Annotated in this window: 11 protein-coding genes; 8 read left to right on the top strand and 3 right to left on the bottom strand. The window is 72.6% G+C overall.

Annotation, left to right across the window (positions count from 1 at the left end; genetic code table 11):
• The first annotated feature begins 384 nt into the window (after positions 1–384).
• The 3 genes from QF034_RS31350 (at position 385) to argF (ending at position 4,542) form a co-directional block, all read left to right on the top strand.
• Entirely contained in the window at positions 385–2,091 is a 1,707-nt protein-coding gene (locus QF034_RS31350) for an HEXXH motif domain-containing protein (protein ID WP_307178056.1), read from the top strand.
• 127 nt (positions 2,092–2,218) lie between these two features.
• Positions 2,219–3,442, top strand: a complete 1,224-nt coding sequence (locus tag QF034_RS31355; protein WP_307178057.1) for an arginine deiminase — start codon at positions 2,219–2,221, stop codon at positions 3,440–3,442.
• A 92-nt stretch (positions 3,443–3,534) separates the two neighbouring features.
• Positions 3,535–4,542, top strand: coding sequence for an ornithine carbamoyltransferase (gene argF, locus QF034_RS31360; RefSeq protein ID WP_307178058.1), 1,008 nt, complete (start codon positions 3,535–3,537; stop codon positions 4,540–4,542).
• A 6-nt stretch (positions 4,543–4,548) separates the two neighbouring features.
• Here the strand turns inward: argF and QF034_RS31365 are convergent, their stop codons facing one another.
• Positions 4,549–5,004, bottom strand: coding sequence for an ATP-binding protein (locus QF034_RS31365; protein WP_307178059.1), 456 nt, complete (start codon positions 5,002–5,004; stop codon positions 4,549–4,551).
• A 320-nt stretch (positions 5,005–5,324) separates the two neighbouring features.
• On the opposite strand from QF034_RS31365, the gene QF034_RS31370 reads away from it, so the two are divergent.
• Complete coding sequence (locus QF034_RS31370) at positions 5,325–6,152, top strand: enoyl-CoA hydratase family protein (protein WP_307178060.1); 828 nt, start codon at positions 5,325–5,327, stop codon at positions 6,150–6,152.
• Positions 6,137–8,572, top strand: coding sequence for a bifunctional salicylyl-CoA 5-hydroxylase/oxidoreductase (locus tag QF034_RS31375; protein WP_307178061.1), 2,436 nt, complete (start codon positions 6,137–6,139; stop codon positions 8,570–8,572). Before QF034_RS31370 ends, QF034_RS31375 begins: the two co-directional genes overlap by 16 nt.
• Here QF034_RS31375 and QF034_RS31380 read toward each other — a convergent pair.
• The gene (locus QF034_RS31380) at positions 8,556–9,383 is read right to left on the bottom strand and encodes a PaaX family transcriptional regulator (RefSeq protein ID WP_307178062.1); all 828 of its coding nucleotides are present in this window, start codon (positions 9,381–9,383) and stop codon (positions 8,556–8,558) included. The two genes, QF034_RS31375 and QF034_RS31380, sit on opposite strands and share 17 nt — an antisense overlap.
• Before the next feature lie 15 nt (positions 9,384–9,398).
• Complete coding sequence (locus tag QF034_RS31385) at positions 9,399–11,024, bottom strand: AMP-binding protein (RefSeq protein ID WP_307178063.1); 1,626 nt, start codon at positions 11,022–11,024, stop codon at positions 9,399–9,401.
• 128 nt (positions 11,025–11,152) lie between these two features.
• Here QF034_RS31385 and QF034_RS31390 point away from each other — a divergent pair, with 128 nt between their 5' ends.
• The 3 genes from QF034_RS31390 (at position 11,153) to QF034_RS31400 (ending at position 13,395) form a co-directional block, all read left to right on the top strand.
• A complete protein-coding gene (locus QF034_RS31390; RefSeq protein WP_307178064.1) occupies positions 11,153–12,283 on the top strand; it encodes an acyl-CoA dehydrogenase family protein in 1,131 nt (376 codons plus the stop codon).
• Positions 12,280–12,678 carry a RidA family protein gene (locus tag QF034_RS31395; protein WP_307178065.1) on the top strand — a complete coding sequence of 133 codons (399 nt, stop codon included), beginning with the start codon at positions 12,280–12,282 and terminating at the stop codon, positions 12,676–12,678. The genes QF034_RS31390 and QF034_RS31395 overlap by 4 nt, the downstream gene beginning before the upstream one ends.
• A 279-nt stretch (positions 12,679–12,957) precedes the next feature.
• Positions 12,958–13,395 carry a DUF6299 family protein gene (locus tag QF034_RS31400; protein ID WP_307178066.1) on the top strand — a complete coding sequence of 146 codons (438 nt, stop codon included), beginning with the start codon at positions 12,958–12,960 and terminating at the stop codon, positions 13,393–13,395.
• Positions 13,396–13,398 lie beyond the last annotated feature (3 nt).

Below are 13,398 nucleotides of genomic sequence, written 5' to 3' on the forward strand. Positions count from 1 at the left end.
GGAATGGCCATGATGGACATGGACACGGGCACGGGGCATCGCGTGCCACCGTGCGAGAAGGGGGAACATCTTGGACCAGCCGCCCGCTCTGTGCCACGCCGAAGCCGCCGTTCCTGAGCCGGCCACCGCCGCTGGTACCGACGTCTGGGAGTCGGATCTTGCCGACCTGGCGGAGTTGCCCGTGACCGCGGTGGACCGTCTCGCCCCTTTGCCCTCTTCGGCCCGTCTTCTGGGCGAGGTCCTGCGTGCACGCGACAGCATCAGAGGGGGCAACGAGGGGACCGCCCGGGCCGAATAACCCTCCAGTCCCCGACGGCAGGCGGCCCTGTCGGCCTCGAAGACCGCCGGGGCCCTATGCCCGCACCCCGCGACCGGAGGTCCCGCATGCCCAGCGAGCCGCGCCCCGCCCCGTTCCGCATGCCCGAGCGGATCTTCGCGGAACTGGCCGCTGGAGGCGGCTCCGTGGAGGCCGTCGCCTTCCTCGAACGGGCCGAGCGGGCGCGGCGGCTGCTGCTCCTGCGGACCCTGCTGGACCGGCTCGGCACGCTGCCTACGCCGCTGAACCCGGCCGCCGAGGCCTGGGCCGTCCTCAAGGAGGCCGCCGCGGTGGCGCCCGGGCCGGTCGACCGGCTGCTGCTCGCCCCGGCGACCGGCGGCTGGATCGCCCACCTGCTGCGCCGGCTGCACGGCACGGCGTCGGGCCCGCCGCTGTGGGCGGAGGCCGGGCACCTGTGCGCCCTGGCCCTCGCGGCATCCGTACGGGCCGGTACGCGGGCGGACCTGCGGGTGCCCCTCACCGACGGCGGCCTCCGGCTGCCGGGGCTGGGGCTGGCCCGACTCCCCGAGGCGGAACGGGGGTTGACGGTCGGCCGGGCCCGTACGAGCGAGGGCGAACTGACGTTGTCCGGACCGGGCCGGACAGGCGGCACCGTGTCGGTGACGGTCCGCCCGGCGACACAACCCTTGCCGGCACGGGCCGTGGAGGCCCCCGGCCCGGGTACCTGGCTCCCCCTGCGCACCCTCACCCACCGCGCCCCCGCCGGCCCGCTCGCCATCCCCCTCGAAGATCTCGATCCCTACCGTGACCTGGACGACCCCCTCCCGCCCGCACGGCTCGACGCCGATGAGGCCGAGGCGTGGCAGGAACTGTTCGAGGAGGCCGTCGCGCTGCTCGCCGAGCCGGGCGGCGACGGGCCCGGCCGGTTCGATCCCGGGGCGATCCGGGCCGTCGTGCCCTGGGGACGTACCGGTACGCTGCCGTCCGCCCCGCCCACGGTCCTGGTCTCCGCCTCCAGCGGAGACTCCTTCGGGGCCATGGTGATCGCCCGCCCCTCGTCGGCCCTGGCCCTCGCCGAGACGCTGGTGCACGAGTTCCAGCACAGCAAACTCGCCGCCCTCCTGCACCTCTTCCCGCTGCTCGACGACGACCGCGAGGAGCGCTACTACGCCCCCTGGCGGCCCGACCCGCGGCATCTGACCGGCCTGCTGCACGGCGCGTACGCCTTCACCGGTGTCACGGGCTTCTGGCGGGACCGCCTGGCCGTGGCGCGGGACGACCGGGCGGCCGACACGGCCGGTTACCACTTCGCGCTGCGCCGGCTGCAGAGCCGTCTCGTCGTGCGCACCCTGCTGACGGAGGCCCGTCTCACCCCGCAGGGCCGCGCCCTCGTCTCGGGCCTCGCCCGCACCCTCGACGGCTGGCTGCGCGAACCGGTCCCGTACGCCGCCCTCACCCGTGCCCGTACGGCCGCCGCGCTGCACCGCACCGAGTGGCGGCTGCGCAACGTCGATCCCGCGGTGGAGATACCGTCGGACGGCCCCCGCTTCCGCCCCGACCGCAGCTCCTGGCCCGACGTGCGCACGCACGCCTTCGCCACCCGCGTCGCCGCCCCGCGCACCGGCGACGAGCACCTGGCCGCCGGGGACGCGGCCGCCGCACTCGCCCGGTACGCCGGGCAGCTGGCCGCCGACCCCGCCGAGCCGCACGCCCTGGCCGGCTGGATCGTCGCCCGGGCCGTGCTCGAACCGGGCCGGGCCACGCGGCGCATGCTGGCCCGGCCGGAGCTGCTCCAGCCGCTGCCCAGCGGCTGACCCGCGGCGTCCCCGCCCGGGCCGATTGTCGTCAGACAGACGATTGTCGTCAGGCAGACGCAAACAAGAGTTCGCCGAAACGCGCGAGCAGCGCGTCAACAGGCGCTCCGATGGTCAGGATGGAGGCATGGCTTACCACGTCCACTCCGAGGCCGGGCGGCTGCGCCGCGTCATCCTGCACCGGCCCGATCTCGAGCTCAAAAGGCTCACCCCCAGCAACAAGACCTCGCTGCTCTTCGACGACGTGCTGTGGGTACGCAGGGCCCGCGCCGAGCACGACGGGTTCGCCGACGTGCTGCGCGACCGGGGCGTCACCGTCCACCTCTTCGGTGACCTGCTGGCCGAGGCCCTCCAGGTCCCGGCGGCCAGGGCCCTCGTCCTGGACCGGGTCTTCGACGAGAAGGAGTACGGCCCGCTGGCCACCGACCATCTGAGAGCCGCCTTCGAGAACCTGCCCGGGGCGGAGCTGGCGGAGCTCCTGGTCGGCGGCATGACCAAGCGCGAGTTCCTCGACGTGCACCCGGAGCCGACCTCGGTGCGCTTCCACGTCATGGAACTGGACGACTTCCTGCTGGACCCCCTGCCCAACCACCTCTTCACCCGCGACACCTCCGCGTGGATCTACGACGGCGTCTCCATCAACGCGATGCGCTGGCCCGCCCGGCAGCGCGAGACCGTGCACTTCGAGGCGATCTACCGGCACCACCCGCTGTTCCGCGACGAGACCTTCCACCTCTGGTCCGAGGGACAGGCCGACTACCCGTCCACCATCGAGGGCGGGGACGTGCTCGTCATCGGCAACGGGGCGGTGCTCATCGGCATGAGCGAGCGCACCACGCCCCAGGCCGTCGAGATGCTCGCGCACAAGCTGTTCGCCGCCGGTTCCGCCGAGACGATCGTGGCCCTCGACATGCCCAAGCGGCGTGCCTTCATGCACCTCGACACCGTGATGACGATGGTCGACGGCGACACCTTCACCCAGTACGCGGGGCTCGGCATGCTCCGCTCGTACACCATCGAACCGGGCGTCGGCGAGAAGGAGCTCAAGGTCACCGACCATCCGCCGGAGCACATGCACCGCGCGATCGCCGCCGCGCTCGGCCTGAACGAGATCCGGGTGCTGACCGCCACCCAGGACGTGCACGCGGCCGAACGAGAGCAGTGGGACGACGGCTGCAACGTCCTGGCCGTCGAACCCGGCGTCGTGGTCGCCTACGAGCGGAACGCCACCACCAACACCCACCTGCGCAAACAGGGCATCGAAGTGATAGAGATCCCGGGCAGCGAGCTGGGGCGGGGCAGGGGCGGGCCGCGGTGCATGAGCTGCCCGGTCGAACGGGAGGCTGTATAAGCACACCCACGCGACGTATAGGCATGCTGGGTTTCGTATAGTATTCCAGTAGTCCTGCCCGTCCCCGTACCGCCGTATCCCTGGAGCGCCCCATGGCGACAGTCCCGACCGCCCTCGCCGGCCGCCACTTCCTCAAGGAGCTGGACTTCACCGAGGAGGAGTTCCGCGGTCTGGTGGAGCTGGCCGCCGAGCTGAAGGCCGCCAAGAAGGCCGGGGTCGAGACGCAGCACCTGCGGGGCCGGAACATCGCGCTGATCTTCGAGAAGACCTCCACCCGCACCCGCTGCGCCTTCGAGGTCGCGGCCGCCGACCAGGGCGCCTCGACGACGTACCTCGACCCGTCCGGCTCGCAGATCGGCCACAAGGAGTCGGTGCGGGACACCGCGCGGGTGCTGGGGCGGATGTACGACGGGATCGAGTACCGGGGTGACAGCCAGCAGAAGGTGGAGGAGCTGGCCGCGCACGCCGGTGTGCCGGTCTACAACGGGCTCACCGACGACTGGCACCCCACCCAGATGCTCGCCGACGTGCTCACCATGACCGAGCACTGCGCCAAGCCGCTGACCCGGATCGCCTTCGCCTACCTGGGCGACGCCCGCTTCAACATGGGCAACTCCTACCTGATCACCGGCGCCCTGCTCGGCATGGACGTGCGTCTCGTCGCCCCGAAGGAGTACTGGCCGGCCGAGGAGGTCGTCGACCGGGCCCGCGCGCTCGCCGAGACCAGCGGCGCCCGCATCACCCTCACCGAGGCCGTGGACGAGGGCGTCCGGGGCGCCGACTTCGTCGCCACCGACGTCTGGGTCTCCATGGGTGAGCCGAAGGAGGTCTGGGCCGAGCGCATCACCGCCCTCGCCCCGTACGCCGTGACCATGGACGTCCTGCGTGCCACCGGCAACCCGGACGTCAAGTTCCTGCACTGCCTGCCCGCCTTCCACGACCTCGGCACCAAGGTCGGCCAGGAGATCCACGCGGCCCACGGCCTGGAGCATCTGGAGGTGTCGGACGAGGTCTTCGAGTCGGCGCACTCCGTGGTCTTCGACGAGGCGGAGAACCGTCTGCACACCATCAAGGCGGTGCTGGTCGCGACGCTCGGCTGAACCGCGTCAGGCCGACGAGCGGCGCTGGGCCGGTACCACCGGCAGCCTGAACCACACCGCCTTGCCGGACTCGGTCGGCCGGTGCCCGCACGAGGAGCTCAAGGTGCGGATCAGCAGCAGACCGCGCCCGTGCTCCTGCCAGGGGTCGGGCAGTCCGCCGGACGGGCACGTCAGATCGCCGGGCGGCTTCGGGTCGGTGTCGTGCACCTCGACCTGGCAGCCCGACGGCCTCAGCTCCACCACCAGCTCTATCGGCGTCTCGCCGGAGGTGTGCTCCACGGCGTTCGCCACCAGCTCCGCCGTGAGCAGCTCCGCGGTGTCGCGGTCGGCCCCGTGCTCCAGCTCGGCCAGCGCCGTACGGACCAGGGCACGGGCGACGGGCACCGCCGCTGCGGTGTGCGGCAGTGCGACGCGCCAGGAGGCGGGGGCTGAGGGGAGTTCGTACAAGGCGGGTCCGTTCATGGAGCAGGACGTCCTGCTTTCAACCTTATGAATGGTACGGGGCCACTCCTCTGTGGCCTCCGAGGGGCACTGCCGGGGGCCCTGCGGCCCCCTTGCCGCACGGCTTACCCAGGTGAACGGGGTGCCGCGCACGGCTGCTCCCGCCGTTACGCCGGTGTGGACGATCTGTGACGGATGTGACCGGCCCGGTGCACGCCCGGCTCCCCAGGAAGAGCTACCCGGACGGCCTATCGCGCACTCCTGACGACAGTCACGAATGAGTGATAACTTCATGGGGTAGAGCTCAGTGAGGCAGTGCCCGCCCGAGGAGGCCGCACGTCATGAGTCCCTTCACCGGCTCCGCCGCCCGCACCCCGAGCTGGGAGCACCTGCGCGTCGACCTCGCCGACGGCGTCGCCACCGTCACCCTGGCCCGCCCCGAGAAACTCAACGCGCTCACCTTCGGCGCCTACGCCGACCTGCGCGACCTGCTCGCGGAGCTGTCCCGGGAGCGGTCCGTACGGGCCCTGGTGCTGGCCGGTGAGGGCCGCGGCTTCTGCTCCGGCGGCGACGTCGACGAGATCATCGGCGCCACGCTGTCCATGGACACCGCCCAGCTCCTCGACTTCAACCGGATGACCGGCCAGGTGGTCCGCGCCGTCCGCGAGTGCCCCTTCCCCGTGATCGCGGCGGTCCAGGGCGTGGCGGCCGGCGCCGGAGCGGTCCTCGCCCTGGCCGCCGACTTCCGCGTGGCCGACCCCACGGCCCGCTTCGCCTTCCTCTTCACCCGCGTGGGCCTCTCCGGCGGCGACATGGGCGCGGCCTACCTCCTGCCCAGGATCGTGGGCCTCGGCCACGCCACCCGCCTGTTGATGCTGGGCGACCCGGTCCGGGCCCCCGAGGCTGAGCGCATCGGCCTGATCAGCGAACTGACGGAGGAGGGCCGGGCCGACGAGACAGCCCACCAACTGGCCCACCGCCTGGCACAGGGGCCGGCCCTGGCGTACGCCCAGACGAAGGCGTTGCTGACGTCAGAACTGGACATGCCCCTCGCAGCCTCGGTGGAACTCGACGCCTCCACCCAGGCCCTCCTGATGACCGGAGAGGACTACGCGGAGTTCCACGCGGCATTCACGGAGAAGCGCCCTCCCAAATGGAGCGGACGGTGACTGCAATGCCCTCAGGGGCGCGGGGCTGTGTCGATATGCGGCTCCGCCGCGGGGCGCGACCAGCCACGAACGACCCGCACCCTGAAGCCAAGCCCCATCACCCCCTGCGCGTGGCGATCATCGGCGGCGGCCCCGGCGGCCTCTACGCCGCCGCCCTCCTCAAACGCCTCGATCCCACCCGCGACATCACCGTCTGGGAACGAAACGCCCCCGACGACACCTTCGGCTTCGGAGTCGTCCTCTCCGACGAAACCCTCGGCGGCATACAACACGCCGACCCCCACGTCTACGAGGCCCTCCAAAGACACTTCGTCCGCTGGGACGACATCGACATCGTCCACCGAGGTGTACGGCACACCTCGGGCGGCCACGGATTCGCCGCACTCGGCAGAAAACGCCTCCTGGAGATCCTCCACACCCGCTGCCGCGAACTCGGCGTCGACCTCCGCTTCCGCACCGAGGCTCCGGAAGACCTCCCACGCACCCACGACCTGGTCATCGCGGCGGACGGCATCCACAGCACCACCCGCGAGGCCCACGCGGACGTCTTCCGCCCCCGCGTCACCACCCACCGCTGCCGCTACATCTGGCTCGCCGCCGACTTCCCCTTCGACTCCTTCCGCTTCGAGATCGCCGAAACCGAACACGGCGTGATGCAGCTCCACGGCTACCCCTACGCCCGCCCGTCGCCCGACCACCACCCCTCAACGGGGCCCTCCGGGCCGCAGAATCAATTCGGCGCCTCCACCGTGATCATCGAGATGCGCGAGGAGGTCTGGCACGCGGCCGGCTTCGACGAGCTCGGCGAAGCCGAGTCGGTCGAACGCTGCGCCAAGATCTTCGCCGAGGCACTCCGCGGCCGCCCCCTGAAGTCGAACAACTCCGCCTGGACGACGTTCCGCACGGTCGTCAACGACCGCTGGTCGCACGGCAACGTCGTCCTCCTCGGCGACGCCGCCCACACCGCCCACTTCTCCATCGGCTCCGGCACCAAGCTCGCCGTCGAGGACGCCCTGGCCCTCGCCGCCTGCCTGGAGGAACAGGACACCCTGGACGAGGCCCTGACCGCGTACGAGGCGGAACGGCGGCCCGTCGTCGCCTCCACACAGCGCGCGGCCCGGGCCAGCCTGGAGTGGTTCGAGAACCTCGCCCTGTACCTGGACCAGCCGCCCCGCCAGTTCGCCTTCAACCTGCTCACCCGCAGCCGCCGCGTCACCCACGACAACCTGCGGCTGCGCGATGCGCGCTTCACGGAGGCGGTGGAGCGGGAGTTCGGCTGCCCGCCCGGCACGCCCCCGATGTTCACGCCGTTCCGGCTGCGCGGCCTGACCCTGCGCAACCGGGTCGTCGTCTCGCCCATGGACATGTACTCGGCGATCGACGGCGTCCCGGGCGACTTCCACCTCGTCCATCTGGGCGCGCGGGCGATGGGCGGGGCAGGGCTGGTGATGACCGAGATGGTGTGCGTCAGCGAGCAGGGGCGGATCACGCCCGGCTGCGCCGGCCTCTACACCGGCCGGCAGGCCGAGGCCTGGCGGCGGATCACGGACTTCGTGCACGAACGGGCGCCCGGCACCGCGATCGGCGTGCAGCTCGGCCACAGCGGCCGCAAGGGCTCCACGAAGGTGATGTGGGAGGGCATGGACGAGCCGCTTCAGGAGGGCAACTGGCCGCTGGTGGCCGCCTCCGCGCTCCCGTACAAGCGGTTCAGCCAGACTCCGCGCGAGCTGTCCCGCGCCCAGCTCACCGACATCCGCGAGCAGTTCGCGGCCGCCGCCTGCCGCGCTGCCCGGGCCGGATTCGACCTGCTCGAACTGCACTGCGCGCACGGCTATCTGCTCTCCGGCTTCCTCTCCCCGCTGACCAACCACCGCACCGACGCCTACGGCGGCTCGACGGCGAAGCGGCTGCGTTTCCCGCTGGAGGTGTTCGACGCCGTACGGAACGTCTGGCCGGGGGAGCGGCCCATGACCGTCCGGATCTCCGCCACCGACTGGGCCGAGGGCGGGACCACGGCCGAGGACGCCGTCGAGATCGCCCGGGCCTTCGCCGCGCACGGCGCCGACGCGATCGACGTGTCGACGGGGCAGGTCGTAGCGGACGAGCGGCCCGAGTTCGGACGGTCGTACCAGACGCCGTTCGCGGACCGGATCCGCCACACCACCGGCATCCCGGTGATCGCGGTCGGCGCGATCTCCTCCTGGGACGACGTCAACTCCCTGATCCTGGCGGGCCGCACGGACCTGTGCGCCCTGGCCCGCCCGCACCTCTACGACCCCCACTGGACGCTGCACGCGGCGGCCGAACAGGGCTACACGGGCCCCGGCGCCGTCTGGCCGGCCCCGTACCGCGCCGGCAGCCGCCGCCCCCGGACGGGCCGCACGGACGCGCCCAAGCCGCGCCTCACTCTGGGGCGCTGAGCAGCCCCGTGAACTCGGCCCCCGCGTCCCGCAGCCGCTCGTGCAGGCCCTGGAACACCGCCGACGAGCGGACCCCCGGCCAGTCCTCGGGCAGGAGGTCGGCGGGCAGGCCCGGGTCGGTGTAGGGCAGGTGGCGCCAGGTGTCCAGGGCGAGGAGGTAGTCGCGGTAGGCCTCCTCCGGCGGGGTGTCCTCGCGCTTCTCCCAGTCGCGCAGGACGCGTTCGTGGCGGTCGAGGAACGCCTCGTGCTCCTTGGCGATGGCGGCGAGGTCCCACCAGCGGGCCACGGCCTGCGCGGTCGGGGCGAAGCCGAGGTGGTCGCCGCGGAAGAAGTCGACGTACGCGTCCAGGCGCAGCCGCTGGAGCGTGTGCCGGGTCTCCTCGTACAGCCGCGCGGGCGCGATCCACACGCCCGGCGCGGCGGTTCCGAAACCGAGGCCGGCCAGCCGGGAGCGCAGCACGTGCCGCTTCTGCCGCTCCGACTCCGGCACGGAGAACACGGCGAGCACCCAGCCCTCGTCCTCGGGCGGCGCCGTGGTGTAGATGCGCCGGTCGCCGTCGTCGAGCAACTGGCGCGCGTCCGGGGACAGTTCGTACCCGGCCGCGCCCTGGGCGGTGCGGGCCGGTACGAGCAGTCCGCGTCTCTTCAGCCGCGACACCGAGGAGCGTACGGACGGGGCGTCGACACCGACCGCGGCGAGCAGCCGGATCAGTTCGGCGACGGGCACGGGACCCGTCGCGAAGCGGCCGTACGCGCCGTAGAGCGTGACGATGAGAGACCGTGGTGCATGCTGGTCGGACACGTTGATCATCTTAGGTCGTACGGGTCACTCCCGGTCGTCTTCGGTGCCGCCGTCCGCAAGGAGCTCTCCCGTGCGCAGCCTGAACCGCTGGAGCTTGCCGGTGGCCGTGCGCGGCAGCGCGTCCAGGAAGACGATCTCGCGCGGGCACTTGTACGGTGCCAGCTCGCCCTTGACGAAGGCGCGCAGCGCCCCGGCGTCCCGGCCGGCGCCCTCCTTGAGGACCGCGAAGGCCACCACGACCTGCCCGCGGGCCTCGTCGGGCCGTCCCACGACCGCCGCCTCCACCACGTCCGGGTGCCGCAGCAGCGCGTCCTCGACCTCCGGTCCGGCGATGTTGTACCCGGCCGAGATGATCATGTCGTCGGCGCGGGCGACATACCGGAAGCAGCCGTCGGGTTCGCGGACGTAGGTGTCGCCGGTGACGTTCCAGCCGCCGCGCACATACTCCCGCTGCCGCGGGTCGGCGAGGTAGCGGCAGCCGACCGGGCCGCGCACCGCGAGCAGCCCCGGCTCCCCGTCGGGCACCGGCTCGCCGTGCTCGTCCTGCACGCGCGCGTGCCAGCCCGGCACGGGCACGCCCGTCGTGCCGGGGCGGATCCGTTCGTCGGCGGCGGAGATGAAGATGTGCAGCAGTTCGGTGGCGCCGATGCCGTTGATCAGACGCAGGCCGGTGCGTTCGTGCCAGGCCTGCCAGGTGGCCGCCGGCAGGTTCTCGCCGGCGGAGACGCAGCGGCGCAGGGACGAGACGTCGTACCCGTCGAGTTCGTCGAGCATCGCGCGGTACGCCGTGGGGGCCGTGAACAGCACGGACACCCGGTGCCGGGCGATGGCTGGCAGGAGTTGCTTCGGACCGGCCTGTTCGAGCAGCAGGGCACTCGCGCCGGCCCGCAGCGGGAAGACCACCAGCCCGCCGAGCCCGAAGGTGAAGCCGAGCGGGGGGCTGCCCGTGAACACGTCGTCGGCGCGCGGGCGCAGCACGTGCCGGGAGAAGGTGTCGGCGATGGCCAGGACGTCCCGGTGGAGGTGCATGCAGCCCTTGGGGCGGCCGGTGGTGCCGGAGGTGAAGGCGATCAGCGCGACGTCGTCGGCCGCCGTGTCGACGGGCTCGTACGGGGTGCCGGGCGCCGGGCGGTTGAGGAGGTCGTCCGGGGCGTCACCGCCGTAGGCCGTGATGCGCAGGTCCGGGATCTCGGCCTTGGCGAGGTCGTCGACGGCCCGGATGTCGCACAGCGCGTGCCGGACCCGGGCGATCTCGCACATCGTGCTCAGCTCGTGCGGGCGCTGCTGGGCGAGCACGGTGACCGCGACGGCTCCCGCCTTCAGCACCGCCAGCCAGCAGGCCGCGAGCCACGGTGTGGTGGGGCCGCGCAGCAGCACGCGGTTGCCGGGGACGACACCGAGTTCGCCGGTGAGCAGGTGCGCGATGCGGTCGACGCGGGCGCGCAGATCGCCGTACGTCCACGGCTCGCCGGTGGCGGTGAGGAACGCCGGGCGGTCGTCGGGCGGGCCGCTGAGCAGTTCGGCGGCGCAGTTGAGCCGTTCGGGGTAGCGCAGCTCCGGCAGGTCGAAACGGAGCTCTGGCCATTGGTCCGGGGGTGGCAGATGGTCACGGGCGAAAGTGTCGACGTGGGCCGTACCCCGTGGATTCATACGATTCGCCCCCTTGGCGTGGTGGGCTCGCTCCAGGAGCGTATCGTGTTGGTGACGACAGTCAACGGTCCGCGATAGCCTCGGAGTGGCCCGGCCGGGAGGCAGGGGTGGCGCAGAAGGGACCGGCGATGACCGCATTCTCGCTCGAACCGGCACAACTCGCCTGGTGCGCCGAGCTGCGCGCCCTCGCCGCGGAGCGGCTCCGCCCGCTGGCGGAGAAGGGCGAACCGGGCCGCGTCAACCGGGCCCTGGTCGCCGAACTCGGCGGCCTCGGCCTGCTCGGCCGCCTCTTCACCTCCGGCGCGCTCGACCTGTGCCTGATGCGCGAGTCCCTCGCCTACGCCTGTACGGAAGCCGAAACGGCCCTGGCTCTCCAGGGCCTGGGCGCCCACCCGGTCCACGCCCACGGCACGGAGGCCCAACGGGCGCGCTGGCTCCCCCGGGTGGCCGACGGCACGGCGATCGCGGCCTTCGCCCTGAGCGAGCCGGGGGCGGGGTCGGACGCGGCGGCGCTGGACCTGACCGCCACCCCCGACGGTCCCGCCGGCTGGCGCCTCTCCGGCGAGAAGTGCTGGATCTCCAACGCCCCCGAGGCCGACTTCTGCACCGTCTTCGCCCGGACCACCCCGGGGGCGGGCGCGCGTGGCATCACGGCGTTTCTCGTCCCGGGCGATCGGCCGGGCCTGGCCGGTGCCGGGCTCGACATGCTCTCCCCGCATCCCATCGGCACGCTCGACTTCGACGCCGTGCCGGTGACGGCCGACGACGTGCTCGGCGAGGTCGACCGGGGGTTCCGGGTCGCCATGGGAACGCTCAACCTGTTCCGGCCCAGCGTCGGCGCCTTCGCGGTGGGCATGGCACAGGCGGCCCTCGACGCGACCCTCGCCCACACCGCCGCCCGAGAGGCCTTCGGCGGCAAGCTGCGGGACCTTCAGGCCGTCTCCCACCAGGTCGCCGAGATGGCCCTGCGCACGGAGGCGGCCCGGCTGATGGTCTACGCGGCGGCGACGGCGTACGACGAGGGCGCCCCGGACGTGCCCCAGCGCGCCGCCATGGCGAAACTGCTCGCCACCGAGACCGCGCAGTACGTCGTCGACACGGCCGTCCAGCTGCACGGCGCCCGCGCGCTGCAACGCGGTCACCTGCTCGAACACCTCTACCGGGAGGTGCGCGCCCCCCGCATCTACGAGGGGGCCAGCGAGGTCCAACGCGGCATCATCGCCAAGGAGTTGTACGCAGCCCACCAGGAGGCCCGGTGACCACCGAACGCGTCGATCCGCCCGGTCTCTGCCCGCCGGCGGGTTTCTCGCACGCCGTCGTGGCCTCCGGGTCCCGGGTGGTGTTCCTGGCGGGGCAGACCGCCCTCGACGGCGACGGCAAGGTGACCGGCGCGACCCTGCCGGAACAGTTCGAGAGGGCCCTCACCAACCTGCTGACCGCCCTCGCGGCGGCCGGCGGCACACCCTCCGACCTGGCCCGCGTCACCGTCTACGCCACGGACGTCGCCGCGTACCGCGCCCACGCCCGCGAACTGGGCCGCCTCTGGCGGAAACTGGCGGGCCGCGACTACCCGGCCATGGCGGTCGTCGAAGTCGTCCGGCTGTGGGACGAGGAGGCGCTGGTGGAACTGGACGGCTTCGCGGTGCTGCCCTAGGTCCTGTCGTCAAATTCCCGTCTGCCTCGCGACGCCATGCAGGCACTCTCGCCGAACCGGGCGAAAGCCCAAGTACGTCCAGTACGAGGGCTTCCGCCCGGCACGTCGAGAGCACGCACCTGACGCCGCGAGGCCGCCCTCCGGGCGACGACGGGAATTTGACGACAGGACCTAGAGGCGGGGCGGACTCGCCACCGAAGGGGTGAGGGTCACGGGCGCCGGGCCGAAGGCCCGGTACGAGTGGAAGCCGCAATTCCACTGCTTTCGGGAGGTTCCCCCATGCGTCTACGTCCCCTTCTCGGTGCGGCGGCCGGTGCCGCGCTGCTCCTGCTCACCGGTGCCGCCGCGACACCCGCCACCGCCGCGCCCACCCCGTCCGGGGCCCTGACCGTCGACTCGGTCGGCCGGATCGCCGCCGACGGCACCGTCACCCTCTCCGGCACCTACCGCTGCCAGAGCTCCAGTGGCCCGGTCTTCGTCAGCTCCTCCGTGAGCCAGGGCTCCTCCACCACCCGCTACGGCATCGGCGGCACCAGGGCCGTGTGCGACGGCGCGAAGCACCGCTGGGTGAACACGGGCCGCCCCATGCCCGTCGCGCTCGTGCCCGGCGCGGCCCACGTCGAGGCCACCATCATGGAACTGCGCACCTTCAGCGGCCTGCCGCTGCCCTACTTCCACGCGGTGCACAGGCAGGCCATCACCCTGACCCGGGGCTGAGCG

Origin of the sequence: Streptomyces africanus (assembly GCF_030816955.1) — a bacterium.
GTDB lineage: Bacteria > Actinomycetota > Actinomycetes > Streptomycetales > Streptomycetaceae > Streptomyces > Streptomyces africanus.